The organism is Streptomyces synnematoformans (genome assembly GCF_039531005.1).
Taxonomy (GTDB): domain Bacteria; phylum Actinomycetota; class Actinomycetes; order Streptomycetales; family Streptomycetaceae; genus Streptomyces; species Streptomyces synnematoformans.
Map to the genome: position 1 here is coordinate 85,705 of NZ_BAAAPF010000002.1, position 26,262 is coordinate 111,966.

Genomic DNA, 26,262 nt, shown 5'->3' on the forward strand with positions numbered 1-26,262 from the left:
CGATGTCACTGCCGCCGGGTGCGCCGGGCGTGACGTCGCCCAGCTCGACGTCGTGCCGCCGGCGCCACCGCACCAGCCCGGCGACGAGCCGCGCCCAGGCGCGTTCCCGGTCGTCGGTCACGGCCGCCGGCAGGTCGTACGCGTCGGTGCCGAGCGCGCCGACGGGAGTCCGGGTCGCTGTCCACAGCGCCGGGTGGCACAGGCGCCACAGCAGGATGTCGCCGTCCTCGGCGGACTCCATAGGCTCCCAGCCGCCGGCGAGCCGGGGTGCCGTCGGGAGAGAACGCCAGGTCGCTGAGCAGCCTGTCTCCGGTGGGGCCCGTCAGGGTGCCGGCGGCCTCCCCTGAGGGCAGGTGCCACAGCCGTACGGTCATGTCGGAGTCGGCGGTGGCCAGCAACCTCCCGTCCGGCCGGATCGTGAGGCACGTCACCCATGGCCCGTCCTCGGTCAGGACGCCTGCGGGCGCTCCCGAGGGCAGGTGCCACAGCCGCAACGCACCCTCGACTCCGGCAGAGACGAGCAGGCCGCCGTCCGGAGTCACCGCCAGGCGCATCTCCAAGCTGGTGTGCCCGGAGCTGATGACGCCGGCCGGTTCACCGGAGGGCAGGTGCCAGAGCCGAATGGTGCCGTCGCTGCCACCGCTGATCAGTAGTCGGCCGTCCGGTGTCGTTGCGAGGCAGTGCACCTGGCCCTTGTGCCCGGTCAGGGGAGTCGGGGAGCCGCCGGCGGTCAGGTTCCACAGCAACACGGTCGGCTTGTTCAACACGAAGCCGGCCGCGCACCCGCCACCCGCGGGCGACACGGCGACCCCGTGCAACTGCTCGGTGTGCGGCAGAAGATCCGGTTCCTGCCACGGTGGTCGCCACACCACCACGCCAGCACTTGCACCGACCACGAGCCGGCCGTCCGACGTGGCGGCCAGGTCGAGGGCAAGTCTCGGGTGATCGGGCGAGAGGGCCCGTATGCCCTTGACGGGTGCCCGCTCCGGCCGGCAGATCCGCGAACCCGTCATGCCGGCGACCGCCACCGCGTCGGTGACCGGCACGGCTAGGACGTCGTTGACTCCGTCGAGGTCGTCCGTGCCGGTCACGTGGTGCGTGGGCTGGTTCTCCTCGTCGAGCCACCATGCGCCGTGGAAGCCATCGTTCTTGCCGGCGACGAGGGCCGAGCCGTCCGTGGTGAACGAAAGGCTGACCTCCCCGGTCCCGTAGGCATCCCACTGGGCCGGCTCGGGGTCGAGCACGCCCGCACCGGGGCAGCCCGAGCAGGCGCCGGCCAGCGTGGTCAGCTCGGCGAAACCGTCGGCGTCCGGGCCGTCGGTCGGTCGCCATCCCCGCCGGTCCAGCTCGCCGAGGATGTGCGCACCCCAGACCGGCGGGGCGTGCTGCACCAGCCGCCACAGCTCGTCCAGACGCCCGGTGGCGGTGAGGATGCCGACCGCGGCGTCCCATTCCGCCTCCGACACGTCGGCCGCGGCGTCGGGACCGGGGCGTGCGGGGGCGATCGCCCGCACCCATTCGAGCCGACCGGACTCGCGGGCGCGCGCTGCCAGCCGGGTACGCAACGGGCCGTCGGCGACGGCCCGCGCCGCGGCCAGCATCGTGCCGTCGAAGTCGAGTTCGGCGTACGCGTCGAAGTCACCGGCCAGGAACAGCAGGGTCGCCCGCCGGGCGGGGTCGGAGTGCCGGTGGCCGGCCTCGTCGATCAACGTGGTCAGCCGCGTGTCGTCGTACTCCAGCGGTGCCTCGCACAGCGCGTCGATCGCGGCCTGGTCGGTGAGCTGGCGCAGACCGCGTTCGGCGATCTCCGCGAGCTGTCCGTCCGCGGCGCGCAGCAGCACCTCGACCAGCGTGCGGGCAGCGTCCGGTGTGCCCGCTTCGGCAAGCCGTCGTACGTCGCGACGGCGGCGGCGCGCCCGGAACACACCTCCGCCACCGATCAGGTCGTCGCTCATCCGTCGCTCACCTCGATGTCGGTCGTGCCCCGGATCCGGCCGGTGTCGGCGACCTCGATGTCGTCCCGATGGCCGTACCGCACCAATGCGGAGATCACGTCGACCCACGGACGCTCCGGCGCGGACCGCGCCTTTCGCCGCAGCGTGTTGAGCCGCCCGGGGTGCAGGTCACGGGCCGGGAGCCGGCAGAGCGCCGTCAGCTCCGGATGCCAGAGGTGCCGCAGCCACAGGCTGCCCCGACCGTCGCCGCTGACCAGCGATCCGCCGTCCGGGGTGAACACGATCTCGGTGACCTGCCGGTCGTGTTCGTTGCGGACCCCGGCGGGTTCGCCGGAGGGCAGCCGCCACAGCCGGACCGTTCCGCCGGCGTCGCCGCTTGCCAGCGTGTCCCCGTCCGCGGACATGGCAAGAGCCGTCACCCGCCTTTTGTGGCCGGTCAGGACCCCGGCCGGCTCGTCCGAGGGCATCCGCGACAGCCGGATCTTACGGTCCGATCCGCCTCTGGCGAGCAGAGTACCGTCCGCCGTCACGGCCAGGTGCGCCAGCGACCCGGTGTATCCCGACAGCACGCCCGCGGACTGCGGTGCAGACGTCCGCCACAGCCAGAAGACGGTGACGTCGTTGCCGGTCGGGACCAGCGGGGTGCCCTGGACCGACGGAACAGGGCGCAGGGCACCGGTCGCGGACAAAGCGCTTTCGATGCACGGCGGCAGGCGGGTGCCCCCGGCGACGCAGAAACGGCCGTCGGACGCGGACCGCACGGCGTGAGAGACCGCATCGGCTTCGACCTCGTCGGTCGTCGGGCCCCAGGGGCGGCGCCACCGGTACACGGTCCCGCCGGAGGCGATCAGCAGCTCCTCGTCCGACGTCGCCAGCAGCACGGCCGACGAGGCCGCGCGCTGCGAGGTGCGCACGGCGCCGACCTTCTCACCCGAGGGCAGCCGCCACAGCGCCGTCTCGCGGAGTCTGCTGCCGGCCAGATGGTTCCCGTCCGGGAGGACCACCAGGTTGAACCAGTGCCCGTCGGCCAGCTGACCTGCCGGTTCGCCGGTGGGCAGGTGCCACAGTCGCACACCGCCGTAGCCCGCGGCCGCGAGCAGGCGGCCGTCCGGCGTGGTCACCAGGCGATTGACCGTGCCGACGCGTCCGGGCAGCGCCAGCGCGTCGTCGTCTCCCCTGGCCGGGTTCCCGGCGCACTGCCGGGCCAGCGTGGTCAGCTCACGGTAGCGGGCCCGGCCGGGCCCTGCGTCCGGTTGCCAGTCGTACCGGTGCAGTTCGTACAGGATGCGTACCGACCAGGACAGCGGCGCTTGCAAGGCGAGCTGCCACAGCTGCGCCGGTCTGCCGGCGGCCAGGAGTATGTCGATCGCGGCGTCCCACTCCGCGTCGGACAGCTTCACCGCGGTGTCACGGCGGCCGGTGCCGACGGCCGCGCGGACCCATTCGACACGTCCGGACTCCCGGGCCCGCTCGGCGAGCCGCGCGCGCAGCGAGTCGTCGGCGGCCGTACGGGCGGCGGCCAGCGCGCTGCCGTCGAAGTCCAGTTCGGCGTACTCCTCGAACCGCCCCGTCAGGAACAGCAGCAGCGCGCGGCGGGCCGGGTCGGAATGCCGGTACCCGGCGGACGTGACCAGGTGGGTCAACCGCTCGCTGTCGGTGGTGAGCACCACCTCGCACAGCGCGTCGATCTCCGCCTGGTCGTCGAGCCCGGTCAGCCCGTCCGCCGCGATCGTCACCACCGTGCGATCCGGGCTTCCGGCATAGGCGGCCGCCAGCGCCCGCACGGCGGCCGGTGTGCGCAGAGCGGCCAGGCGGTGCGCCGCGCGGCGCCGCCGCCGGGCGCCGAACAGCGCTCGGCGGGAGGAGCCTGCTTCGGCGGCCAGCCGGGCGACCTCGTCGCTCTCGGCGCCGGTCACTCCCGGAGCTCGATGTCGGTTGCGGCGGCCGCGGCCGACTCGTCGGCGATCTCCACGTCGTGCCGGTGCCGGCGCCTGACCATCCGTTCCATGAGATCCACCCAGGGCCCCTGGCCCGCAGCGCCCGTGGACGCCCGTAACCGCTCGACCTCAGCGGGCCCGAGCCGGCCAGCCGGGGTACCAGCCCGCGACAGGACCGCGGGCTGCCACAGCCGGACCGCACCGGCGTTGCTCGCGGCGACCACGTATCCGCCGGGCGTCACCGCCAGCGCGGTGACTTCGGACCTGAGCCCCAGCGGGGCTTCGACGGGTTGCCCAGAGGGCAGCCGCCACGACCGCAGGCAGCCGTTGCGGCTGCCTGCGATCAGGAAGCGGCTGTCCGCCGTGACCGCGAGACGACCGACCTCGTTCCCGCTCCCCAGCTCCCACTGGACCGGGCGCTCGTGGATGTCGATCACTCCCGCCGGCTCACCGGACGGCAACCGCCACAGGCGCACCGTCCCTTCGCGGCCCGCACTGGCCAGCAGGCTGCCGTCCGGGGTGATCGTCAGGCAGGTGATGTTTCCGTCGTGCCCGGTGAGTTCGCCTACGGCCTCGCCGGAAGGCAGGTGCCACAGCGCGATGTCGCCGCGCTGCGCGGGGGGCGGCGGCTGCCGTCCCGGCGTGCCCGCCAGCAGGCCGCCGTCCGGTGCGAGCGCGAGCGGGCCGTTGCCGCCGATCCGGTCCAGCAGGCGGCCGGACGGCAGTTCCCACACCCTGATGCCCCACCGGTCGAGGCCGGCTGCGAGTTCCCGGCCCGGGGTCGCCACGACGTGGGACATGGAGCCGTAGAAGTCTTCGGCGGTACGGACCTTACGCAGCCCCGGCCACTCCCAGACGGCGGGCTTGCCGTCGTAGCTCATGGAGAACAGCGTGGTGCCGTCCGGCGAGAGCACGAGATTCGCCCGCGTTTCATACACCCGCTGCAGCTCCGCGCCGTCCCGTAGCCGCCAGGACGTCATCCCGGCCGAACCTGCCGCGACCAGCGTGCCGCCCTCGACGACGATCGACGTGACGGTGCCGGGGCTCGCGTCGATCCGCCGGAGCTGCCTCACCTCGGGCAGCGACCACACCGTGACCACGCCGTCATCGCCGCCGGCGGCGAGCACCTCGCCGTCGCCGGAGACGGCGAGGGCACGTACCGCGCGGCCTCCTTCGGGTTCGAGTAGCGGCCCGTCCACCGGATGCCGGCTGCACCGTTCGGCGAGCCCGACGAGCGCCTCGAAATCGGCGCGCTCCGCCGCCGGCCGCGGGCGCCAGCCGGAGCGGCCGAGATCCTGCAGGAGGCGTACCGCCCAGGCCGGGGGTGCGGCCAGCGCCAGCCGCCACAGGTCCGCCCACCGCCCGGCGCCGACGAGCGTGGCGCGCGAGGTGTCCCACTCGTCGACGGACAGCTCCACGAGCCGCTCGTCGGAGCGGTGGAGCGTCACCGCGCGCACCCAGTCCAGCCGACCGGTCTTCCGCGCCACCGCGGCCAGCCGGGCGCGCAGGTACGGGTCCGCCGCGCCGTGCGCGGCCCGCAGCAGGCGCCCGTCGAAGTCCAGCTGCCCGTAGGCGTCCAGCTGTTCGGTGAGGAACAGGAGCACGGCGCGGCGGCCGGGGTCCTTCGGCGTGAACCCGCCGGCGAGGGCCGCGCCGAGCGCCACCGGGCTCCCGTCGTCGATGGCCGCCGCACACACGTGCTCGCGGGCCTCCTGGGTGCTCAGCCCGGCCAGCGCGGCGGCGGCCCGGGCGCGTAGCTCCGGGTCGAGGTCGAGGTCGGCGATGGTGATCAGCGACTCCACGGTCAGCTCATCGCCGTCCAGCGCATCCGGGCGGCCGGCCCGCAGCGCGGTGCGTGCCCGAACATACGGCGGATGCGAGGCGATCCAGCCGTTCTGCTCCACCAGTCGGTCGAGTTCGGTGCTGCGCCGATAGCTCCAGACGTGGCACGCCGCGTCGATCGCGTCCTGGTTGTCCAGCCGCGCCAGCGCCCGCCGGGCGACCTCGTGGCCGCCGTGGTCGTGGCTTCTGGCCAGCTCCTCGGCCAGGGCGCGTACGGCGCCCACCGTTCCCGCCCTGGCCAGCCGACTCGCCGCGCGTCGCGGCGAGATCAGCATCGACCCGCCGGATTCAAGAATGCGGGCGAGCCGCTCCACCTTGTCGTCGCGCATCGCGGCTCCTCACCACCCCGTGGGCGGGTCGATGCCCGTCAGGGTCACCCGGCCGTCGGGGCGCACGATGACCTCGGCCTCGGGCACGGCGTCGAGATCGGCGCGGGTGTAGCGCTCCGAGAACAGCCGGACGGTCTTGTTGTCCGACCCCCGCAGTCCGCTCGCGACCCGCCGGTCCTCCCGGTACCGGCCGGCCAGCAGCACATCGACACAGCGGCGCAGTTCGTCAAGCTCGCGCATCCGCCGCACCTCGGGCCAGTCGTAGCCGGTGAACAGGATCGTCGACAGGCCCGTGCCGCCACGTATCCGCCGCAGCAGTTCCAGTACGGCGCCGCGCTGCTGCAGCGGCTCGCCGCCGGTGATCGTGACGCCCTCGACCCGGTCCGCGAGCCCGGCCACGCGGTCGTACAGCTCGGCCACCTCGACCTCCTCGACCTCCTCGCCTGCCCGCGCATGCGTCTCCGGGTTGAAGCAGCCGGGGCAGGACAGGGTGCAGCCCTGCACCCAGATGACGGCCCGGGTGCCCGGTCCGTTGGCGGCGCTGAACGGTTCGAAGCCGTGCATCCGCAGCCACCCGGGTACGGTCACGTCTGCGGCCCGCGCCGGAGGTGGTCCGGCACCTGCTCGCCGGCCACCGCGTAGGCGTCCGCGGTGAGTTCGCGGCTGACGACCTCGCCGCCGAGCGCCTTCTCCAGGGCGGCCGTCACGTCGAGGCAGCCGCCGCCGGCGACGCCGCGTACCTCGATCCGTGCCGTTCCGTCGGGCGCTATCGTCACCTCGATCTCCTGGAACTCCACGGTGTTCTCCTCACTCCCGCAGGTCAGGTCAGCTTCACCACCGGGAAGTCCCGGTGTGTCAGCCGCCCGCTGACGAGGTCGTAAGCCGTCAGCAGCAACCGTTTGTTGCCGTCGATGCCGAACTCGACCCGGAACCGGGCCTGCCCCGCCGTCGCGGCGGGATCGGCGCGCAGGAACGTCGGGCTCTTCTCGTTCACCCAGAATCGGTGGCGGTCCTCGTCGGCCGGCGCCGCGCGCACCCGCCACGCCCCGGACGGGTCGCACACCAGCTCGGTGTTTCCGCCGTCGCCGCCGCGATGGCGGCTCAGCTCGTAGATCGCGATACCCAGCTCGGTCTGTCCGTCGTGCGTGGCGTTCACGGTCATGCTGTGCACCGGCTCGGTGCTCGGGTAGGCGGTGCCCGCGGTGACGCAGGTGCGGTATTCGTACCGCCCGGCCTGCCGGTCGAACCAGCGCACCGCGTAGTCGTGCTGGATGTGGTCGTAGAAGTCGGTGCCGGCGGCGAACGCGGCCGCCCCGCGCGCGACCGCGTCCAGCGGGCGCTCGGAGAGCACCCGGTCGCGCCCGAAGATCCGCTCCAGCGTCCGCCGTACCGAGGGGATCAGGCTGCTTCCGCCGACCATCAGCACGGCGGCCAGGTCGTCTTCGTCGTAGCCCCGGGTCGACGCGTCCCGCAGCGCCCTGCGGACCACGCGGTCGATCCGGGAGAACAGCTCCCGGCGGTCCAGCAGTTCCTCGAACGACACGAGCCGCTGATCGCCCCGCGGGGCGCCGTCCCGGACCAGTTCGAGGCCGAGTACCGCGCCGGTGTCCGGGTCCAGCACGCTGATCTCGGCGTGTTCCCGCGCGGACAGTGCCTCCTTCGCGCGCTCGCACTCCACCAGCAGCGCGCGGCTGATGCGGCGCACCTCGTCGTCGCTGTCGTGGCGGTCGTTGCGCGCCAGCAGTTCCTCGAAGATCCACTGGTCGACGGTGGCGCCCCCCAGCTCGTCGCCGGCCTTGCCGAGCACCCGGCAGGTACGCCCGGTCGCCGCGCGCTCCTCCTCGTCCTGCACCCGGACCACGGCGGCCTGCACCGTTCCGCCGCCGAAGTCGAACATCAGGTAGACGTGTCCGGGCTGGATGTGCGCGCAGTAGCCCAGCGCCGCCGCGGACGGCTCGTCGATCAGCCGGTACCGGGTAAGACCCGCGGCCTCGGCGACCTCGCCCAGCCAGTTCTCGTAGTGCTCGAACGACTCCACCGGCGCGGTCAGCGCGACCTCCTCGCCCTCGGCTCCCGTCTCGACCGCGGCGAACGCCAGCACGGCGGACAGGAAGTCGCGGCCGGCTTCGGCGGGGGAGACCTGCCGCCCGTTCGCGGCCATCGTCAGGGGGCTGCGGTTGCCGACGTAGCGTTTCATCCACCGGAACGTGCCGGCGGCGTGGTAGAGGTTGCGGGCCAGGACCTGTTCGCCGAGGAGCCGGCGGCGGTCCCCGGCGTAATGGATCAGGGAGGGCACCACGGGCACCCGGTCGTCACCCTGGCCGAACGATCGCCCGTAGTCGGTCAGGCGCACGGCCGATCCCCGACCGGCCGCGTCGTCCCAGAGCGCGACCACGGTGTTGCTGGTACCGAAGTCGATGCCCAGACGACCCGCCATCAGGACTCCCGGTCCGCGACGACCGGTTCGACCCCGGCCCGGCGCAGCACGCGGTCCCGGTAGCGCAGGCCGACCACCCGGATCCGCACCCGTGCCCCCGCCTCCGGTGCGCTGCTCATGCTCAGGGGATCGTGCCGGCCGGGATCGAACGCGACTTCCTCGTCGAGCGTGCCGAGCGTGTCCACACCGGCCGCGGACAACGACCGCATCAGTCGCGCGCCGACCGCGACCACGTCGTCCGCACGCACCTCCACGGTGCCGTTGCGGTGCAGCTGGGCCTGCGTGGCCAGCTGCACCAGCGCGGCTCCCATGGCCTCCACCAGCTCCTCGACCCGGGCGTGCCCCTGCCGTACGGCCTCGTCCCCGGACGCGTCCCGGGCGCGGTCCAGGTCGGCGCGCAGTCGGCGTACCGACTGATCGCGCTCGGCCAGCGCCAGCCGGCACTCCTGGAGCTGCCGCTCCAGCTCCAACTCCCGCCCCCGCCCGGCCCCGTGTCGCCGTGTCCTCCTGCGCCTGCGGAATCCTTCCCACACGCGACAGAACATACAGAGGCGACCCGGCGGGAACCAGAGACCCGTGCTTGCGCTTACGCCCCACCCCGGAGAGGCGGCAATGGGACAAGGCACCCGTGGCGAGCTGATCAGCATGCTGGCCGAGGCGATCAGGTCCGTCACGGCCGCGCACCCGCTGCGGGTCGCCGTCGACGGGCCGCCCGCCGCCGGCAAGACCATGCTGGCCGACGAACTCGCCGCCGTCCTGCGCGCGGAGGACCGCGCCGTCATCCGCGCGACCGTCGACGACTTCCTCGTCCCCCGTGCCCGGCGCTACCGGCGCGGCCGGTACTCGGCCGAAGGCTGCTACTTCGATGCCCACGACCGCGCCGCGCTGTGCCGGGTCCTGCTCGATCCGCTGGGCCCGGGCGGGGACCGGAGGTTCCGGCACGCGGTCTACGACGCGGACACCGACACCGCCTCGTCCCCGCCGGTCGCGACCGCCCCCGCGGACGCCGTCCTGCTCTTCGACGGCGTGTTCCTCCTGCGCCCGGAACTCGTCGACCGGTGGGACCTGCGCGTCTTCGTGTCCGTCCCCTTCGCGCAGACGGTGGACCGCGCCAGGGACCGGAGTGCGGCGCTGGCCGGGTCCGCCGCCGGCGCCGCCGAGATCGAGCGGTCCTGGCGCCACCGCTACATCCCCGCCCAGCAGCTCTACTTCGCCACGGCCCGCCCGGCCGGCCGCGCCGACATCATCGTGTACAACGATCGGCTCCACCGGCCGGCCTGGGAAGTCCGGTGAGAGATCAGAGATCGAGCACCAGGCGGGTCCCGCGGCAGCGCGAGACGCAGATCATCATCGTGTCGCCCGCCTGCCGCTCCTCTTCGGTGAGCAGCGAGTCGCGGTGGTCCGGCGTGCCTTCGAGGACGTCGGTCTCGCAGGTGCCGCAGGTGCCCTCGGTGCAGGAGAAGAGCACCTCGACGCCCGCCGCCCGTACGGTGTCGAGCACGGAGGCGTCCGCGGGCACGGCGAGGGTGCGGCCGGAGCGCGCGAGCACCAGCTCGAAGGCGTGGTCGGGGCCGGTGTCCCGGGACGTGTCCGGAGAGGCGTCCGGGGACGTGCGCGGCTGGAAGCGCTCCGTGTGGAGCGCTCCCGCCGGCCAGGAGCCGCACAGGCCGGCCACCGCGTCCAGCAGCGGCGCCGGCCCGCAGCAGTAGACGAGGGTGTCCGGCCGCGGCGCGCCCAGGTGCGGCGCGAGGTCGGGCAGGCCCGACTCGTCCTGGGGGACGACGGCGACGCGGTCGCCGTAGCCGGCCAGTTCGCCGGTGAAGGACATGGCGGCGCGGGTGCGGCCGCCGTAGAGCAGCGACCAGTCCGCGCCGGCCGCGTCCGCCGCGGCGACCATCGGCAGGATCGGGGCGATCCCGATGCCGCCGGCGACGAACCGGTAGCGCGGCGCCGGGTGGAGCGCGAACGCGTTGCGGGGCCCGCGCACCCGTACCGGCGCGCCCACCGGCAGGTGGTCGTGCACGTAGGCGGAGCCTCCGCGCCCGCCCCGCTCGCGCAGCACCGCGATCCGCCAGCGGCGGCGGTCCGCCGGGTCCGAGCACAGCGAGTACTGCCGTACGCGCCCGGCGGGCAGCAGCAGGTCCACGTGCGCCCCCGGCCGCCAGGCGGGCAACTCCTCGTCCGCGGGGTGGCGGAGGGTGAGCGCGAGGACCCCGTCGGCCGCCCGGCGCCTGCCGGCGACGACGAGGTCCAGGGCGGGCTCGGTCATGCCGTGTGCCCCACGGGGTGGGCGAGCATCCACCGCCACATCTCGACGGGGTCCTGCGCGACGTGCTCGGCGCCGCAGTGGCACACGCCGTGCAGGAGGTCCGTGCCCGGCAGCCAGTCGACGCGGAACACCTCGGTGCCGGGGCCGCCGCTCACGAGACGCGCTCCCCGGGCGCCGCGCCCTCCTCGGCCAGCCGCGCGAGGATGCGCCGGGCCGCGAGGCCGCCCGTGTCGATGTTGATGCTCAGCTCCTGGCCGCCGGCCGGCTCGGCGTCCAGGGCCCGCTGCAGGATGGTGAGCGCGTCGACGTCCTGCATCACCACGGTGTGGTTGAGGTCCCGCAGGACGGTGGTGACCTCCGGATCGTCCCGGGCGAAGTCCCGGGAGACGGCCCAGAAGTCGTAGACCCTGCCGGGGGCGGACGGGGTGATGGCGTAGGTGATCTCGATGTGGAAGGCGTCCGGGTCGGTGCCGTCCGGGTTCGGCAGGACGCCGACGGGGGCGACGCGGCTGTGCAGCAGGTACAGGCAGGGCGCGTGGTATTCGATGTCCTGCCAGCGGGTGATGCGGCCCTCGATCCCGGTGGAGCGGGCGTAGAACGACGGGCACGCGGCGTCGTCCATGTGCCGGCTGACGCGTACGATGCCGGCGCCCTCGTCGACCTCCGTGGTGATCGGCGTCTCGGCGACCTCGGGGGTGCCGATGTAGCCGCCGTGCAGGTACGTCTCGTGGGAGAGGTCCAGCAGGTTGTCGACCAGCAGCCCGAAGTCGCAGTCGACGGGCTCCATGCCGCTGACCGAGGTCCACCCCGGGCCCGCCAGATGCGGCGCCCGCGGCACGGCCCGCGGGTCCGCGAGGGCGGGCTCGCCGATCCAGACCCAGACGAGGGAGTCCTGCTCCACGACGGGGTACGCCGCCACGCGGGCGGTGCGCGGAACGCGCTTCTGCCCGGGGACGAAGACGCAGGCGCCGGTCCTGTCGTAGGTGAAGCCGTGGTATCCGCACACCAGCGTGTCGCCGTCCAGCCGGCCCTGCGACAGCGGGTAGCGGCGGTGCACGCAGCGGTCGGCCAGGGCGACGACCTCGCCCGCGCCGTCCGCGGTCCGGTAGAAGGCGATCGGCTCGCCGAGGACCGTCCGGCCGAGCAGTTCCCGGCCCACCTCGCTGCCGTATGCGGCGACGTACCACTGGTTCCTGGGGAATGCGGTCATGGCGCTCTCCTCGCTGCGGGGCGGAGCCGCTCCGCTCCGCCGGGGGTCCTGCGGTCAGCGTCGTGACGGCCGGCGCCGGCGGGCAACGGGACTTCCGCCCGGTGGAAAGCCTCCCGCCGATGTTGTGCGATTTATTGACTGTGGTTGGAAATTCGCCCTACATTCCGCGTCAGGCTCCCGGCGCCTCCCCCGGGAGCCCGCACCCGCTCCGCCCGGAGAAAGGGAGCGACGCGCCATGCGCCCCCGCCCGACCCGCACGCTCACCGCCCCGCCCCCGCCGCGCGCGCACCGGGCCCCCGCGGCGCCGCGGTCAGCCGGGACCGGGACCCTCCCCGAGAGGCGGCGCCCCCGGCCGGCCCAGCGCCCGCGAGATGCCGCGGGCCGCCAGCCGCACGGCGGGGATCAGCATCGGCGGCTGCGTCCCCGCGGCGTGGACGACGAGCGACACCGCCGCCACCACGTCGCCGCGCGGGCCGCGCACCGGCGCGGCCACCGACAGCGCGTCCTCGGTGATCTGGCGGTCGCTCACGGCGCATCCGGTGCGCCGGACGTCGGCCAGGGTGCGCCGCAGCCGCACCGGATCGGAGAGCGTGTGCGGCGTGAAGGCCACCAGCGGCCGTGCGCACACCTCGTCCTGGACGGCCGGGGAGCTGTGGGCGAGGAGCACCAGGCCGACGCCCGTGGCGTGCAGCGGCCACCGCGCGCCGACCCGGCTGCGCACGCCGACCGCGGAGCGGCCGGAGATCCGCTCGATGTACACCGTGTCCAGGCCGTCGCGGACCGCGAGATGCACGTTCTCGTGGGTGGCCTCGTACAGGTCCTCCAGGAACGGCAGCGCCGCCTCGCGCAGCGCATGGCCGCGCGGGGCCAGCGCCGCGAGCTCCCACACCCGCAGCCCGATGTGGTAACTGCCCCGCTCGTCCCGTTCGAGCGCGCCCCACGCGGTCAGGACCCCCACCAGGCGGTGCGCGGTGGCGGGGGTGAGGCGGGCGCGCCGGGCGATCCCGGTCAGCGACAGCGCCGGGTTGGCGTGGTCGAACGCGCCGAGGACGGCCAGCAGCCGGTCCGCGGCGGAGCGGGAGTGCGGCGGCGCCGCGCCGGGCCCGCGGCCCTGCGGCTGCTGTCCTGCGGGGTCCGGCATCGGCGCCGTCCGTCAGCTCTACTCGGAGGGCCCGGGTTCCGCGATGCGCAGCAGCAGCGCGTGCAGCGTGGCCCGCTCGTCGGGGTGCAGCGGGGCGAGCAGCTCGTCGGTGACCCGGCGACCGCCCTTGCCGGTGTCGCGCAGCGTGTCCCGGCCCCGGTCGGTGAGGGCGACGATGCGGCTGCGGCGGTCGGCGGGGGAGGCCGTGCGGACGGCGAAGCCGAACCGCTCCAGGTCGTCCACGAGGCTCACGATCGCGCTCGGGTCGTAGCCGAGGCGCTCGCTCAGCTCCCGCTGCGGGGCGCCGTCCACGGAGGCGAGATAGCGCAGCAGCGCGTAGTGCCGCAGCCGCAGCCCGGACTCCTCCAGGGTGGCGTTGAACAGCCGGCCGGAGCGCAGCCCGAGCCGGTACAGCAGATAGCCGGTGTCGGCGTGCAGGTCGCGCATCCAGGGCGGGTCGTGGTCGGTGATGTCGTGCTCCGGGTGCTGGCCCGTGTGCCCACGGGGCGTCGGACGGGACAGCACCAGCATGCCCCACATACTGGCTCTCAACAACTATTGACGACAACAATTATTGGTCATAACTTCCTTTCTGTCGGCCCGCCGCGGGGCCGGGCGCGCAGCTCCCCGGCCGCCCGCCGCCGCCGTCCGCTCCGAGAAGGGACACCACGTGCCTGATCCCTCCGCCACCGCCCCGCCGGCCCCGCCCGGCGGCCCTCAACTCACCGGCAAGGCCGCCGTCGTGACCGGCAGCGGCCGCGGGCTCGGCCTCGCCTACGCCGCCGCGCTCACCGCGGCCGGGGCGTCCGTCGTCGTCAACGACCTCGACGCCGGCGTCGCCGAGCGGGCTGCGAAGTCCCTGCGGGAGTCCGGCGGCAGCGCCGTCGCCGAGGCCGCCGCCGTCGGCACCGCGGAGGCCGCCGAGCGCCTCGTCGACCGCGCCGTGGCGGAGTTCGGGCGGCTCGACGTCATGGTCACCAACGCCGGCATCCTGCGCGACAGGGTGCTGTGGAAGATGACCGACGAGGACTTCGACGCCGTCGTGACCACCCACCTCAGGGGCACCTTCACCTGCGCCCGCGCCGCCGCCGTGCGCATGCGCGAGCAGGGCGGGGGCGGCACCCTGGTGCTCGTCGGCTCGCCCGCGGGGCAGCGCGGCAACTTCGGGCAGACCAACTACGCCGCCGCCAAGGCCGGCATCGCCGCCATGGCCCGCACCTGGTCCATGGAGCTGGCCCGCGCGGGCATCACGGTGAACGCGGTGGTGCCGGTCGCCGCCACCGCGATGACCGAGACCATCGCGGCCTTCGCCCCCTACGTGGAGGCGCTGCACCGCGGCGAGCCGCTGCCCGACTTCCTGCGCAAGGGCGAGGGCTTCGGCACCCCGGAGGACTGCGCCGCGCTCGTGCCGTTCCTGGCATCCGACGCCGCCCGCGACATCACCGGGCAGTGCATCGGCATCGGCGGCGACCGGCTCACCCTGTGGTCGCACCCGCAGGAGACCGCCGTCGCGTACGCGGACGGGGGCTGGACCCCGGAGGCCGTCGCCGCCGCCTGGCACACCTCGGTCGGCCGCGAGCCGCAGTCGGTGGGCATCCTCCCGCCGAAGCTCCCGACGCCGGAGCCCCCGGCCCCGCGGTCCCCGGAGGGCGGCCCGTCGTGACGGCCGCCATCGACGTCGACCGCATCGCCGCGCTCGACGTCCACACCCACGCCGAGGTGTCCGCGCGGGGCCACGCCTCCCTCGACGCCGGCCTGCACGCCGCGTCCAGCGCGTACTTCAAGGTCCAGGGCGAGCGCAAGCCCACTCTGCAGGAGACCGCCGCGTACTACCGCGAGCGGAACATGGCCGCGGTGGTCTTTACCGTCGACGCCGAGTCCGCGACCGGCACCCGGCCCGTCCCCAACGAAGAGGTCGCCGAGGCGGCCGCGGCCAACCCCGACGTGCTCATCCCCTTCGCCAGCATCGACCCCTTCCGCGGCCGCGCCGGCGTGCGGCAGGCCCGCCGGCTGGTCGAGGAGCACGGGGTGCGCGGGTTCAAGTTCCACCCCAGCATCCAGGGGTTCTTCCCCGACGACCGCCTCGCCTACGGGCTGTACGAGGTGATCGAGGAGACCGGCACCATCGCGCTGTTCCACACCGGGCAGACCGGCATCGGCGCGGGCGTCCCCGGCGGGGGCGGCATCCGGCTGAAGTACTCCCACCCGATGTGCGTGGACGACGTCGCCGCCGACTTCCCCCAGCTGAAGATCATCCTGGCCCACCCGTCGTTCCCCTGGCAGGACGAGGCGCTGGCCGTGGCCACGCACAAGCCCGGGGTCCACATCGACCTGTCCGGCTGGTCGCCGAAGTACTTCCCGCCGCAGCTGGTCAAGTACGCCAACTCGCTGCTGAAGGACAAGGTGCTCTTCGGCTCTGACTTCCCCGTCCTGACCCCCGACCGGTGGCTTGCGGACTTCGCCGAGCTGCCCATCAAGGACGAGGTCAGGCCCGCGATCCTGAAGGAGAACGCCGCCCGGCTGCTCGGGCTCACCCGCTCGTAAACCCCCGTCGAGCCGCAAAGGGGCGCACAGATGCGCAACGAGGGACTGGGGTCGTGGCCCGCGCGGCGGGCCCGCAAGACCCCCCGTCGCACCGCCCTGCTCCACCACGGACCGGACCCGCGGGCCGTCAGCTACGCCGGGCTGCACGACCGCTCCACCCGCCTCGCCCACGTCCTGCACGCCCACGGCGTCCGGCGCGGGGACCGCGTCGCCTACCTCGGCCCCAACCACCCCGCCTTCCTGGAGGCGCTGTTCGCCACCGGGATCCTCGGCGCGGTGTTCGTCCCCCTCAACTTCCGGCTGACCGCGCCCGAGGTCGCGTACCAGCTCGCCGACTCCGGCGCCCGGGCGCTGCTCCACCCGCCCTCGCACGGGGCCGTGGCGGCCGAGGCTGCCGCAGCCGCCGCGGGCGCCGCCCCCGTGCGCCTCCCCGCGGGCGACGCCGCGTACGAGGACCTGCTCGCCGCCGCGGCCGGCGACCCCCTCGACGAGCCGGTCGCCCTCGACGACACCGCGCTCCTCGTGTACACCTCGGGCACGACCGGCCGCCCCAAGGGCGCCGTGCTCACCCACGGCAACCTCACCTGGAACGCGGTCAACGTCCTGATCGACCACGACCTCGCCGCCGACGAGGTCGCCCTCGTCTCCGCGCCGCTGTTCCACATCGCCGGGCTCAACATGCTCGCGCTGCCGGTGCTGCTCAAGGGCGGCACCTGCGTCGTCACCGGTGCGTTCGACCCGGGCGGCACCCTCGACCTCGTCGAGCGGCACCGCGTCACGTTCCTGTTCGGGGTGCCCGCGATGTACGACCGGATTGTCCGCCACCCGCGGTGGGACGACGCGGACCTCTCCTCGCTGCGCCTCCTCACCTGCGGCGGCTCTCCCGTCCCCGCCCCGCTCATCGCCGCCTGCCAGCGCCGCGGCCTGACCCTCCTGCAGGGCTACGGCATGACCGAGGCGGCCCCCGGCACCCTCTTCCTCGACGCCGAGCACGCCACCGCCAAGGCCGGTTCCGCGGGCGTGCCGCACTTCTTCAGCGACGTGCGCGTCGCCCGCCCCGACCTCACCCCGGTGGACGTCGGCGAGACCGGCGAGGTCCTGGTGCGCGGCCCGCACGTCATGCCCGGCTACTGGGGCCTGCCCGAGGAGAGCGCCGCGGCCTTCGCCGACGGCTGGTTCCGCTCCGGCGACGCCGCCCGCGTCGACGCCGACGGCTACGTCACCATCGTCGACCGCCTCAAGGACGTGATCATCTCGGGCGGCGAGAACATCTACCCCGCCGAGGTCGAGAACGCCCTGCTCGCCCACCCCGACGTCGTGGAGTGCGCCGTCATCGGCGTTCCCGACGACAAGTGGGGCGAGGTCGGCCGCGCGGTGGTCGTCGCCCGCGAGGGCGCGGTCCTCGACCCGGACGAGGTCCTCGCGGCGCTGTCCGGCCGGCTCGCCCCGTACAAGATCCCCAAGTCCGTCGTGACCGTGGCCGAACTGCCCCGCACCGCCTCCGGCAAGCTCCTCAAGGCCCGCGTCCGCAGCCGGCACGGCACCCCCGACGACAGGAGCCCCCGATGACCGTCACCGTCAACGGCCTGGCCGAGCTGCGGAAGCTCGCCGGCAGCGACCTGGGCACCACCGCCTGGACCGAGATCACCCAGGACCGCATCGACGCCTTCGCCGACGCCACCGGCGACCACCAGTGGATCCACACCGACCCCGAACGCGCCGCGGCCGGCCCCTTCGGCGCGGCCATCGCCCACGGGCACCTCACGCTGTCGCTGTTCCTCCCGCTGTTCACCGGGCTCCTTGCGGTCGAGGGCGTCACCACGAAGGTCAACTACGGCCTGAACAGGGTCCGCTTCCCCGCGCCGGTCCCGGCCGGCGCGCGGATCCGGCTGGCGGCGCGGCTCGCCGAGGTCGCGGACGTGCCGGGCGGCGGCGTGCAGCTCACCGTCGACGGCACGATCGAGATCGAGGGCGGCGCGAAGCCGGCCTGCGTGCTGCAGAGCATCTCCCGCTTCTACGCCTGACGGCCCCGCCTCCCGGACCGACCCGGGGCCGCCGCGGACGAGGAGGGGACCGCGGCGGCCCGGACGGGCATGCGTCAGAAGGGACCCTCAGAAGGGATATGCCGCGTGCCGGGTGGCGACGGTCAGCCAGCGCGTGCAGGAGAAGGCCTCGATGCCCCAGCGGCCGCCGAACCGCCCGTGTCCGGAGGCGCCGACGCCGCCGAACGGGGCCTGCGGCTCGTCGGCGACGGACTGGTCGCCCACGTGCACGATGCCGGTGCGCACGCGGCGGGCGACGGCCAGCCCGTGGGTGGCGTTCTCCGTGATGATGCCGCACGTCAGGCCGTTCTCGGTGTCGTTGGCCAGGGACACGGCCGCGTCGTCGTCGGCGAAGGCGGTGACGGCGCACACCGGGCCGAACGACTCGGCGCGGTACAGGTCGCTCGCCTCGCCGACCCCGGTGAGGACCGTGGCCGGGTACAGCGCCCCCTCGGCGGCCCCGCCGCCGGCGAGCACCGTGGCGCCGCCGGCCACCGCGTCCGCCACCAGCCCGGCGACCCGCTGTGCGGCGGCCGCGCTGATCAGCGGGCCGACCACGGTGCCCGGCTGCCGGGGGTCGCCCGCCGGCAGCCCGGCGGCCTTGGCGGCGAACCGCTCGGAGAACTCCCCGGCGAGACTCTCGTGGACCAGGACACGGTCCGCCGACATGCAGATCTGACCGGAGTTGAGGAAGACGCCGAAGGCGGCGGCGTCGACCGCGTGGCCCACGTCGGCGTCGGCGAGCACGACGACGGAGTTCTTGCCGCCCAGCTCCAGCAGCGCGGGTTTGAGGTGGGCGGCCGCGCGGGTGCCGACGGCGCGCCCCACCTCCGTGGACCCGGTGAAGTTGACGGCACGGACCCGGGGGTCGGAGATGAGGGCCTCGGCGATCCCGGCCGCGTCCTCCGGCGCGTTGGTGACCACGTTCAGCACGCCGTCGGGCAGCCCGGCCTCGCGCAGTACGTCGGCGACGAGGAGTCCGCAGGCCAGCGGCGCGTCCTCGCTCGGCTTCAGCACGACGGCGTTGCCGGCCGCGAGCGGCGCGGCCACGGCTCGTACGCCCAGGATGACGGGGGCGTTCCAGGGCGCGAACGCGGCGACGACGCCCATCGGCTCGCGCACCGCCATGCCCAGCACGCCCTCCTCCTGGGCGCTGAGCACGTCACCGCGGGGCGCGGTGACCGCGGCGCCCGCCTCCCGTAGGATGTGCGCGGCGAGGGCGACGTTGAACAGCGCCCACGGCCGGGTGCCGCCGGTCTCCTCCGCCATCAGCCGGGCGACCCGGTCGGCCCGGCCGTCGAGCAGGTCCGCGGCGTCGAGGAAGACCGCCCGGCGCGCGAACGGGCTGACCGCGGCCCACGCGGGGAAGGCCGCGTCGGCGGCCGCCACCGCCCGCGCGACGTCCTCGGGCCCGGCGGCGGCGACGGTGGCGTACACCTCGCCGGAGGGGCCGGTGTCGGCGGTGGTGCGGCCGGAGGCGGCGGGCATGTCCTTGCCGCCGATGAGTAGTTCGCGCGTGACGGGCATGGCGGCGGGTCCTCTCCTGCGGCTGTGCGGTGCAGAGCCCGGCTCCGACAGGCGTGTTCGCTCAGTGAAGTCTCATTCACTCTTCGTCGGGCGGTCAGCGTCCTCCCGGCCGCCCGGGAAGTCAAGGGCCCCGGGCTCAGGCCGCGGGGATACGGGCGAACCGCCCGGCGACGTGCAGGTCGGCCTCGATGCGGGCGACTTCGGCGCGCAGCTCGGGCAGGACGCCGGCGACGCACTCCGCGACGCTGCGGCGGCTGCTGTGCATCGCGACGTTGACCGCCGCCACGACTTCCCCGTCCCGGTCGCGCACCGGCACGGCGATCGAGCGCAGCCCCTCCTCCAGCTCCTCGTCGACCAGGGCGTACCCCTCGCGCCGGACGCGGTCCAGGGCCTTCGCCAGGTCCGGCCGCCGGGTGAGCGTGTACGGGGTGAGCGGCCGCAGCTCCGTACGCGCCAGCCGGGCCGCGCGCTCGGCGTCCGGCAGGCCGGCGAGCAGCACCCGGCCCATGGACGTCGCGTAGGCGGGGAAGCGGGTGCCGAGGGTGATGTTGACGCTCATGATGCGGCTCGTGGCCACCCGCGCGGTGTACTGCACGTCGTCCCCGGCGAGCACGGCCAGCGACGCCGAGTCGTGCACCCGCCGCGCCAGCGCGGCGAGGTGCGGCGTGGCGATCTGCGGCAGCGTCGTGCGGGAGAGCGGCGGGAAGCCGAGGGCGAGGACCCGCGGGGTGAGCCGGAACGTCCCCTCGGCCCCGGCGACGTACCCGAGGTGCTCCCAGGTGATCAGGGCGCGGCGGGCGGTGGCCCGGGCCAGCCCGGTGGCCCGCGCGACGGCCGCGAGCGTCAGCGCCTCGCGGCCCTCGCCGAACGCCGTCAGCACGGTCAGGCCGCGGGCGAGCGATTCGACGAACTCCCTGCCCAGCTCTTGCTTGGACGCGCCGGTCCAGGCGGCGAGCCCGGCGGGCGCGGGGGGCGTAGGAGTGGGGGTGCCCCCGCCAACGGGGGTGTAGCCGGCGGGAGTGGGGGTACCCCCGCCAACGGGGGTGTAGCCGGCGGGGGAGGGTCCGGCCTGCCGCAGCTCCCGCTCCATCGCGGCCACGGTCGCGCGCACGTGGGGCAGCAGCGCCTCCGGCAGCGAGTCCGCGCTGTGCCTGCTGGTGTGGCTCACCACGCTGAGCGCGCACACCACCCGGCCGTCCGGGTCGCGTACGGGCAGGGCGAGGGCGATGAGACCGGGCTCGATCAGCTGGTCGTCCACCGCCCAGCCCCGGTCGCGGGCCCGCGGCGCGCGCCCGGCGAAGTCGTCCCGGCCGCGGGGCGCGCGGCCGTCCCGGCCGCGCGGCGGCACGCCCGGGAAGCCCCGGTCCTCGGGGTCGGCGTCCCGGCGCGCGGCCCACCGCGCCCACTGCGCCTCGGTCCAGTCCGCGGCGAACACCGGCCCCGGCGCGGTGCGCTCGGCGGGCAGCAGGTCGCCGATGCGGAAGCTCAGGGACATGGTGCGGCGCCGGGTCGCCTGGTGGATGAAGCGGATGCCGTCGCCGTCGGGGACGGCCAGGGAGACGGACTCGTCCAGCTCGTCGGCCAGCTCCTCGGCGTACCCGTCGAGCAGCCCGGGGAGCCGGAGGGCGGCGAGGTAGGCGTTGCCCAGCTCCATCAGCCGCGGGGACAGGGCGGCGTCGCGGCCGTCCAGCCGCAGGTAGCCCATGCGCGCGAGCGTGCCGGTCACCCGGTCGACGGTGGAGCGCGCCAGGCCGGTGGCGCGTTCCAGCTCGCTCAGGCTCAGCGTCCCGCCGGCGTCGGTGAGCGTGCGCAGCACCGCGACGCCGCGCAGCAGCGGGGCGACGGCCTCGGCCGGCGGCACCCCGCCGGCGGACTGCCCTGCGGCGCCGGGCGGCGTCGTACGGGACGGCGGCATGGACACTCCCCCTGCTGGATCTGGGGGACACCGTAGAGGAACGCGGCACGCCGGCGCACAGGGCGGCGGCCGCGCCGTCGCCGCCGCTACGTCCCCTTCCCGGCCGCAGCGCCGGTGCCGGTGCCGGGACCGTCGGCCGGGCTGTCGTCGTGGGGGCCGCCGGAGCGGCGCCGCGCCCGGCGCCGCTCCCACCACGCCGTCGCGCTCGGCACCAGGCCGCGCGGCAGGTACAGCACGACGAGGACGAGGAGCAGCCCGTACACCGCGTACGACAGCACGGCGGGGGCGGAGCCCGGCATGCCCTCGGCGGTGCCCAGCTCGTTCAGCTCCTGCAGCAGCAGCGTGATCACGGCCGCGCCGGCGAGCGCGCCCCACACGGTGCCCAGGCCGCCGATCACGGCCATCACCACGAACTCGAAGGACAGCAGCACCGGGAAGGACCCGGGCGCCAGGTAGCCGGTGTAGAAGGCGTAGATCCCGCCCGCGAGGCCCGCGAAGCCGGCCGAGAGGCTGAAGACCGCCAGCTTGTACGCCACCACCGGCACCCCGGCGGACTCGGCGGCCACCTCGCTGGTCGCCAGCGCCCGCAGGCCGCGGCCGGGGCGGGAGGCGACCACGTTGCGGGTGACGATCACGACCAGGGCGAGGGCGGCGAGCGTGAGGTAGGCGTACGACTTCGCGCTGCTGAACTCGTATCCGGCCACCGTCAGCCGGGGCACGCCCTGCAGGCCGATGTCGCCGCCGGTCCACTCCTGCTGTCCCACCACGTTGAGCAGGATGAGCTGCATGGCGAGTGTCGCGAACGCCAGTTGGTGGCCGCGCAGCCGCAGCAGCGGCACGCCGATCACCGCGGCGACGACGGCCGCGGCCAGCGGCGCGGCGGCCAGGCCGAGCCACGTCGGCCTGCCGTGGGTGGCGAGGAGCGCGGCCGTGTAGGCGCCGATGAGGTAGAACGCCGCGTGGCCGAGGGAGATCTGACCCGCATAGCCCATGAGCATCGACAGCCCGGTGACCACGATGGCCGACAGCAGCAGCGTGACGAGGACCGGGACGTCCGAGGCCGGCAGCACCTGCGGCAGCGCCAGGGCGGCGGCGCACACGGCGACGACGGCCAGGACGCGGGGCCGGCGCAACCGGGCGGCGGGTCCCAAGGCGGCGAGCCGGGCCGGTGTCCGCGCCGGCGCCGGTGACCGCTTCCCCGCTGCGCGCCGCGCGCGGGTCGGCGGTCCCCCCTGGGAGCGCGGCTGCGTCGTCGGCTTGTTCACAGTGAAGCCTCCTCCTGCAGGGCGGTGTGCTGCGAGGCCCGCCAGACCATGACCGCGAGCATCAGGGCCAGCGCCACGACGCTCTGGTAGGAGGCCTCGTAGTAGCCGGCGACCATGGACTCCGCGACGCCCAGGGCGAGCCCGCCCGCCAGCGCGGGGCCCAGCCGGGTCAGGCCGCCGAGGATCGCGGCCGCGAACCCGTTGGTGATCAGCAGGACGTCGCTGTTGTACGACAGGGACTGCAGCGGCGTGACGAGCACGCCGGCCACGCCCCCGAGCACGCCGCCGAGGGTGAAGGCGACGAGCCCCATGCGGGTGACGTCGATGCCGACGGCGCGCGCGGCGTACGGGTTCGAGGCGCAGGCGCCGAGCGCCTTGCCGAGGAGGGTGCGGGTGAAGAACAGGCCCAGCGCGGCGAAGGCGAGCGCCGCCGCACCGATCACCAGGAAGTACTGCTTCTGCAGGTGCGCGCCGGCGATCTCCACCGCCCCGCCGAGCCCGGGGAACGAGCGCGGGTCCTCGCCCCAGATCACGATCTCGACCGCGTAGGCCAGGAAGCCGATGCCGAGGGTGACGATCAGCGCGGACTGCGGGCTGGTGCCGCGTCGGCCGACGGCGGCGACGCCGACGAGCAGCCCCGCCGCGCCCGCCGTCAGCACGGCGACGGCCTCGGCCAGACCGTGCGGCAGCCCCGCCGACAGCAGCGAGCCCGCGGTCAGGCCCGCGACCACGGCGAACATGCCCTGGGCGAAGTTCACCACGCGGGTCACCCGGTGGATCGTCACCAGGCCGCTGCCGAGCAGCGCGAAGCTGCAGCCGACGGCGAGCCCGGAGACCAGGTACTGGACGAACTCGCTCACGCCCCGTCTCCTTCCGCGCCGCCGGCCGCCGGCGGCGGCTCCGCGGGGCCGCCGAGGTAGGCGGCCGCGACCTCGGCGCTCTCCGCCAGCCGGGCCGACGGGCCCTCGGCGCGGACGCGGCCCGACTCCAGGACGTAGGCGCGCGTGCACAGCTCCAGCGCCAGCCGGGCGTTCTGCTCGATCAGCAGCAGGGCGAGACCGCGGACGGTGTTGAGCTCCCGCAGGTGGTCCGCGAGCGCCGCGGTGATGAGCGGGGCGAGGCCGAGGGAGAGTTCGTCGACGACGAGCACGTCCGGGTCGGCCATCAGCGCCCGGCCGAACGCGACCATCTGCTGCTCACCGCCGGACAGCGTGCCCGCCTTGCGGCGGCGGATGCCCGCCAGGTCCGGCAGCACCTCGTAGACCCGGGAGGTGTCGCGTGCGGCGGCGCCGCGGGAGCGCAGCGGCCAGGCGCCGAGCCGGAGGTTGTCCTCCACGTCCAGGTCGGGGAACATCTGGCGGCCCTCGGGCACCAGCGCCGCCCGGCCGCGTACGGCCACGCGACCGGCCGCCGGCCGGATCAACCCCATGATCGTGTTGACCAGCGAGGTCTTCCCGGCTCCGTTCGGGCCCACCAGGGCGACCGCCTCGCCGGGGGCGACGGTCAGGCTGACCCGGTCCACGGCGGTCGCGGTGCCGTGGCGGACGACGACGTCGTCGACCGCGACCACCGCGGCCGCGGGGGCACAGGATGCGCCGGGGGCGCCGGGGGCGCCGGGGGCGCCGGGCGGGGCGGAGTCCCGCGTGGAGGAGGTCATGCGGGGGCCTCCTGCCCGAGGTAGGCCGCCAGGACCGCGTCGTCGCCGCGGATCTGCTCGGGGGTGCCCTCCGCGATCTGCCGCCCGAGGTGGAGCACGGTGACCCGGTCGGCGAGCCGGGCGACGAACGCCACGTCGTGCTCGATGAGCATCATCGTCAGTCCCTCCGCGCGCAGGCCCTCGATCAGCCGGGCCAGCGCCTCGCGTTCGCCGGCGCGCAGTCCCGACGCCGGCTCGTCGAGCAGCAGCAGCCGCGGCCGGGCGCACAGCGCCCTGGCCACCTGCAGGGCACGCTGCTGCCCGAGCGGCAGCGCGTCCGCGGAGCGGTGGGCCCAGTCCCGCAGGCCCACGCGGTCGAGCGCCGCGAGCGCGTCGGCGGTGATGGCGGCCTCCTCGCGGTGGTGCCGCGGCAGCCGCAGCGCGGCGGAGAGGAAGCCGTGCCGGGTGCGGGCGTGCGCGCCGACCATGACGTTCTCCAGGGCGGTCATCCCGTGGAACAGCCGTGCGCTCTGGAACACGATCGCGATGCCCTGGCGGGCGCGGGCGTGCGCGGACAGCCGGTCGATACGGCGCAGCCGGTCGCCCGCGGCGTAGTGCACGGTGCCGTGGCCGGGCGTGAGATGACCGCTGACGAGGTTGAACAGCGTGGACTTGCCGGCGCCGTTGGGGCCGATCACCGCGCGGGTCTCGCCCTCGGCGACGGACAGGCTCACGTCCCGCACGGCGTACACGGCGCCGAAGGCGCGGCTCAGCTCCTCGACGCGCAGCATCGCCGCGGCCGTCATCCCGCGTCTTCCGCGGCCTTGGCCAGCTGCTCGCGGCCCCACTCGGTGGGTACCAGCCTGCCGTCCCGCACCTGGTTCATGGAGATGTTGACGACGTCCAGGCCCGAGTGGTCGTCGGCGCTGTAGGTGTAGCGGCCGGTCGGGGTGACCAGGTCCATCGACTCCAGCGCGGCGCGCACCTCCGCCTTGTCGGTGCCGCCGGCCTGCTCGAACGCGGCGGCGATCAGCAGCACACCCGCGTACCCGTCCATGGCGAACTGCGGCGGCGGGTAGCCGTACTTCTCCTCGAACGGGTCGGCCATCCTGTCGATGACGGACTTCAGCCTGCCGTCCGGCAGCTCGTCGCCGACCACGCCGACCGCGCTCTGCACGTACACGCCCTCGGCAGCGGAGCCGACCGGCTCCAGCCACAGCTTGCTGGCCTGCGACGCGGTCATCACCATCGGGATGTCGAGCCCGGCGGCGGCGTACTGCTTGGCGATCGTCACCCCGGGCGCCCCGCTCGCCCACACGGCCAGCGCCTGCGCGTCCGAACCCCGGACGTGGGTGAGGACGGAGCTGAAGTCGGAGGTGTTGGTCTCGAACCGCTCGATCCGCACCATCTCCACGCCGTGCGCGGACGCGCCCTCCTCCATCCCCTCGAACCCGGCCTTCGCGTAGGCGTTGTTGGTGTCGTAGGCCACGGCGATCCTGGTGATCCCCTCCGCCTCGAAGTACCGCAGCATCGACTCGGCGTACTTCGAGGAGATCGCCGGCACGACGAAGGTGTGCGGCCGGACCGGGTCCACCTGCTCGTCGGCGGGCGCGAGGGAGACGTACGGGATCTGCTCCCGCTCCGCCATCGGCGCGACCGCCAGCGCGGCGTTGGAGAACGTCGAGCCGATGATGGCGTCGACGCCCTGCTCCTTGAGCTTGTTGAAGTGGATGACGGCCTGGTCGGGGGCGGTCTTGTCGTCGAGCGTGGTCAGCTCGATCGTGCGGCCGTCGATACCGCCCTCCTTGTTGATCTGGTCCACCGCCAGCTCGACGGTCTTCGCCGCCTCGGTGCCGAGAGGGGCGTAGGTGCCGGACAGCGACTCGATGAAGCCGAGCTGGATCGGGCCGCCGTCGCCGTCTGCTCCGGCGCCGTCGCCGCAGGCGGTGGCGAGCAGCGCCACCGCGGCGAGCAGGGGCAGGAATCTGCGCATGTCAACCTCCCGAGGGTGCCGCGCCCGGGGGCAGTTGGGGGTGTCCGGGCGAGGGGCGTTTCGTGGTGCCGTGCGGCCGTGCGGGGCCAGGCCTGGAAGGCGGTCGGCGAGGCCGGGAATGCAGTGTGAAGATAGGCGTGAACTTGACTGTCGTCAATAATCTGCCCAACATCAATGGGTCGCGGTAACGGGTCGCGGGCACGCCGCCGCGGGGCCGCCG

24 protein-coding genes are annotated in these 26,262 nt (G+C 74.7%); 5 read left to right on the forward strand and 19 right to left on the reverse strand.

The features are described 5' to 3' along the window. Positions 1-5: 5 nt before the first annotated feature. From ABD317_RS01150 to ABD317_RS01180, 7 genes are read right to left on the reverse strand one after another with little or no spacing between them, the layout of a single operon-like run. Positions 6-1,955 (reverse strand): WD40 repeat domain-containing protein, encoded by a 1,950-nt coding sequence (locus ABD317_RS01150; protein ID WP_344286839.1) that lies wholly within the window; start codon positions 1,953-1,955, stop codon positions 6-8. Beyond that, a complete protein-coding gene (locus tag ABD317_RS01155) occupies positions 1,952-3,871 on the reverse strand; it encodes a WD40 repeat domain-containing protein (protein ID WP_344286841.1) in 1,920 nt (639 codons plus the stop codon). The genes ABD317_RS01150 and ABD317_RS01155 overlap by 4 nt, the downstream gene beginning before the upstream one ends. Continuing rightward, positions 3,868-6,063 carry a WD40 repeat domain-containing protein gene (locus ABD317_RS01160; RefSeq protein WP_344286843.1) on the reverse strand — a complete coding sequence of 732 codons (2,196 nt, stop codon included), beginning with the start codon at positions 6,061-6,063 and terminating at the stop codon, positions 3,868-3,870. Before ABD317_RS01160 ends, ABD317_RS01155 begins: the two co-directional genes overlap by 4 nt. Positions 6,064-6,072: 9 nt before the next feature. Continuing rightward, the gene (locus ABD317_RS01165) at positions 6,073-6,651 is read right to left on the reverse strand and encodes a 4Fe-4S single cluster domain-containing protein (protein WP_344286845.1); all 579 of its coding nucleotides are present in this window, start codon (positions 6,649-6,651) and stop codon (positions 6,073-6,075) included. After that, positions 6,648-6,860, reverse strand: a complete 213-nt coding sequence (locus ABD317_RS01170) for a DUF2997 domain-containing protein (RefSeq protein WP_344286847.1) — start codon at positions 6,858-6,860, stop codon at positions 6,648-6,650. The genes ABD317_RS01165 and ABD317_RS01170 overlap by 4 nt, the downstream gene beginning before the upstream one ends. A gap of 23 nt (positions 6,861-6,883) precedes the next feature. Continuing rightward, on the reverse strand, positions 6,884-8,500 hold the full coding sequence (locus tag ABD317_RS01175) for an Hsp70 family protein (protein WP_344286849.1): 1,617 nt from the start codon (positions 8,498-8,500) through the stop codon (positions 6,884-6,886). Further along, positions 8,500-9,033, reverse strand: a complete 534-nt coding sequence (locus tag ABD317_RS01180) for a nucleotide exchange factor GrpE (protein WP_344286851.1) — start codon at positions 9,031-9,033, stop codon at positions 8,500-8,502. The genes ABD317_RS01175 and ABD317_RS01180 overlap by 1 nt, the downstream gene beginning before the upstream one ends. Before the next feature lie 79 nt (positions 9,034-9,112). Here ABD317_RS01180 and ABD317_RS01185 point away from each other — a divergent pair, with 79 nt between their 5' ends. Further along, positions 9,113-9,793 (forward strand): cytidylate kinase family protein, encoded by a 681-nt coding sequence (locus ABD317_RS01185; RefSeq protein WP_344286853.1) that lies wholly within the window; start codon positions 9,113-9,115, stop codon positions 9,791-9,793. Between the two features lie 4 nt (positions 9,794-9,797). Here ABD317_RS01185 and ABD317_RS01190 read toward each other — a convergent pair whose 3' ends face one another. The 5 genes from ABD317_RS01190 to ABD317_RS01210 all read right to left on the reverse strand — a co-directional run bounded on the left by ABD317_RS01190 (position 9,798) and on the right by ABD317_RS01210 (position 13,567). After that, positions 9,798-10,769 (reverse strand): PDR/VanB family oxidoreductase, encoded by a 972-nt coding sequence (locus tag ABD317_RS01190; RefSeq protein WP_344286855.1) that lies wholly within the window; start codon positions 10,767-10,769, stop codon positions 9,798-9,800. Further along, positions 10,766-10,924 (reverse strand): hypothetical protein, encoded by a 159-nt coding sequence (locus tag ABD317_RS01195; RefSeq protein WP_199788926.1) that lies wholly within the window; start codon positions 10,922-10,924, stop codon positions 10,766-10,768. Before ABD317_RS01195 ends, ABD317_RS01190 begins: the two co-directional genes overlap by 4 nt. Beyond that, positions 10,921-11,979, reverse strand: a complete 1,059-nt coding sequence (locus ABD317_RS01200) for an aromatic ring-hydroxylating dioxygenase subunit alpha (protein ID WP_344286858.1) — start codon at positions 11,977-11,979, stop codon at positions 10,921-10,923. The genes ABD317_RS01195 and ABD317_RS01200 overlap by 4 nt, the downstream gene beginning before the upstream one ends. A 310-nt stretch (positions 11,980-12,289) precedes the next feature. Then, positions 12,290-13,120 (reverse strand): IclR family transcriptional regulator, encoded by an 831-nt coding sequence (locus tag ABD317_RS01205; protein ID WP_344286860.1) that lies wholly within the window; start codon positions 13,118-13,120, stop codon positions 12,290-12,292. Positions 13,121-13,138: 18 nt separating this feature from the next. Then, the gene (locus ABD317_RS01210; protein ID WP_344286918.1) at positions 13,139-13,567 is read right to left on the reverse strand and encodes a MarR family winged helix-turn-helix transcriptional regulator; all 429 of its coding nucleotides are present in this window, start codon (positions 13,565-13,567) and stop codon (positions 13,139-13,141) included. A 223-nt stretch (positions 13,568-13,790) separates the two neighbouring features. Here ABD317_RS01210 and ABD317_RS01215 point away from each other — a divergent pair, with 223 nt between their 5' ends. Genes ABD317_RS01215 through ABD317_RS01230 form a run of 4 tightly spaced genes read left to right on the forward strand, consistent with a single transcriptional unit; the run spans position 13,791 to position 17,688 of the window. After that, positions 13,791-14,783 carry an SDR family NAD(P)-dependent oxidoreductase gene (locus ABD317_RS01215; protein WP_344286862.1) on the forward strand — a complete coding sequence of 331 codons (993 nt, stop codon included), beginning with the start codon at positions 13,791-13,793 and terminating at the stop codon, positions 14,781-14,783. Next, a complete protein-coding gene (locus ABD317_RS01220; RefSeq protein WP_425582242.1) occupies positions 14,780-15,664 on the forward strand; it encodes an amidohydrolase family protein in 885 nt (294 codons plus the stop codon). Before ABD317_RS01215 ends, ABD317_RS01220 begins: the two co-directional genes overlap by 4 nt. Positions 15,665-15,694: 30 nt before the next feature. Beyond that, positions 15,695-17,233 carry an acyl-CoA synthetase gene (locus ABD317_RS01225; protein WP_344286864.1) on the forward strand — a complete coding sequence of 513 codons (1,539 nt, stop codon included), beginning with the start codon at positions 15,695-15,697 and terminating at the stop codon, positions 17,231-17,233. Continuing rightward, complete coding sequence (locus ABD317_RS01230; protein ID WP_344286866.1) at positions 17,230-17,688, forward strand: MaoC family dehydratase; 459 nt, start codon at positions 17,230-17,232, stop codon at positions 17,686-17,688. The genes ABD317_RS01225 and ABD317_RS01230 overlap by 4 nt, the downstream gene beginning before the upstream one ends. An 87-nt stretch (positions 17,689-17,775) precedes the next feature. Here the strand turns inward: ABD317_RS01230 and ABD317_RS01235 are convergent, their stop codons facing one another. The 7 genes from ABD317_RS01235 to ABD317_RS01265 form a co-directional block, all read right to left on the reverse strand. Next, positions 17,776-19,233: an aldehyde dehydrogenase family protein gene (locus ABD317_RS01235; RefSeq protein ID WP_344286868.1), complete on the reverse strand. Its 1,458-nt coding sequence runs from the start codon at positions 19,231-19,233 to the stop codon at positions 17,776-17,778. A 136-nt stretch (positions 19,234-19,369) separates the two neighbouring features. Then, on the reverse strand, positions 19,370-21,148 hold the full coding sequence (locus tag ABD317_RS01240) for an IclR family transcriptional regulator domain-containing protein (protein WP_344286870.1): 1,779 nt from the start codon (positions 21,146-21,148) through the stop codon (positions 19,370-19,372). Between the two features lie 86 nt (positions 21,149-21,234). After that, on the reverse strand, positions 21,235-22,299 hold the full coding sequence (locus tag ABD317_RS01245; protein ID WP_344286872.1) for a branched-chain amino acid ABC transporter permease: 1,065 nt from the start codon (positions 22,297-22,299) through the stop codon (positions 21,235-21,237). A gap of 110 nt (positions 22,300-22,409) precedes the next feature. Next, on the reverse strand, positions 22,410-23,273 hold the full coding sequence (locus ABD317_RS01250; protein WP_344286874.1) for a branched-chain amino acid ABC transporter permease: 864 nt from the start codon (positions 23,271-23,273) through the stop codon (positions 22,410-22,412). Next, positions 23,270-24,070 carry an ABC transporter ATP-binding protein gene (locus ABD317_RS01255; RefSeq protein ID WP_344286876.1) on the reverse strand — a complete coding sequence of 267 codons (801 nt, stop codon included), beginning with the start codon at positions 24,068-24,070 and terminating at the stop codon, positions 23,270-23,272. Before ABD317_RS01255 ends, ABD317_RS01250 begins: the two co-directional genes overlap by 4 nt. Then, complete coding sequence (locus ABD317_RS01260) at positions 24,067-24,855, reverse strand: ABC transporter ATP-binding protein (RefSeq protein WP_344286878.1); 789 nt, start codon at positions 24,853-24,855, stop codon at positions 24,067-24,069. The genes ABD317_RS01255 and ABD317_RS01260 overlap by 4 nt, the downstream gene beginning before the upstream one ends. Beyond that, a complete protein-coding gene (locus tag ABD317_RS01265; RefSeq protein WP_344286880.1) occupies positions 24,852-26,042 on the reverse strand; it encodes an ABC transporter substrate-binding protein in 1,191 nt (396 codons plus the stop codon). Before ABD317_RS01265 ends, ABD317_RS01260 begins: the two co-directional genes overlap by 4 nt. Positions 26,043-26,262: the final 220 nt, after the last annotated feature.

Excerpts from the sequence above, each read along its gene's own strand:
- ABD317_RS01175 (WP_344286849.1), bottom strand. The coding sequence starts at position 8,500 with ATGGCGGGTCGTCTGGGCATCGACTTCGGTACCAGCAACACCGTGGTC.
- ABD317_RS01255 (WP_344286876.1), bottom strand. The coding sequence starts at position 24,070 with ATGACCTCCTCCACGCGGGACTCCGCCCCGCCCGGCGCCCCCGGCGCC.
- ABD317_RS01210 (WP_344286918.1), bottom strand. The coding sequence starts at position 13,567 with ATGCGCGACCTGCACGCCGACACCGGCTATCTGCTGTACCGGCTCGGG.
- ABD317_RS01160 (WP_344286843.1), bottom strand. The coding sequence starts at position 6,063 with ATGCGCGACGACAAGGTGGAGCGGCTCGCCCGCATTCTTGAATCCGGC.
- ABD317_RS01185 (WP_344286853.1), top strand. The coding sequence starts at position 9,113 with ATGGGACAAGGCACCCGTGGCGAGCTGATCAGCATGCTGGCCGAGGCG.
- ABD317_RS01190 (WP_344286855.1), bottom strand. The coding sequence starts at position 10,769 with ATGACCGAGCCCGCCCTGGACCTCGTCGTCGCCGGCAGGCGCCGGGCG.
- ABD317_RS01225 (WP_344286864.1), top strand. The coding sequence starts at position 15,695 with ATGCGCAACGAGGGACTGGGGTCGTGGCCCGCGCGGCGGGCCCGCAAG.
- ABD317_RS01230 (WP_344286866.1), top strand. The coding sequence starts at position 17,230 with ATGACCGTCACCGTCAACGGCCTGGCCGAGCTGCGGAAGCTCGCCGGC.
- ABD317_RS01235 (WP_344286868.1), bottom strand. The coding sequence starts at position 19,233 with ATGCCCGTCACGCGCGAACTACTCATCGGCGGCAAGGACATGCCCGCC.
- ABD317_RS01150 (WP_344286839.1), bottom strand. The coding sequence starts at position 1,955 with ATGAGCGACGACCTGATCGGTGGCGGAGGTGTGTTCCGGGCGCGCCGC.
- ABD317_RS01265 (WP_344286880.1), bottom strand. The coding sequence starts at position 26,042 with ATGCGCAGATTCCTGCCCCTGCTCGCCGCGGTGGCGCTGCTCGCCACC.
- ABD317_RS01260 (WP_344286878.1), bottom strand. The coding sequence starts at position 24,855 with ATGACGGCCGCGGCGATGCTGCGCGTCGAGGAGCTGAGCCGCGCCTTC.
- ABD317_RS01240 (WP_344286870.1), bottom strand. The coding sequence starts at position 21,148 with ATGCCGCCGTCCCGTACGACGCCGCCCGGCGCCGCAGGGCAGTCCGCC.
- ABD317_RS01200 (WP_344286858.1), bottom strand. The coding sequence starts at position 11,979 with ATGACCGCATTCCCCAGGAACCAGTGGTACGTCGCCGCATACGGCAGC.
- ABD317_RS01205 (WP_344286860.1), bottom strand. The coding sequence starts at position 13,120 with ATGCCGGACCCCGCAGGACAGCAGCCGCAGGGCCGCGGGCCCGGCGCG.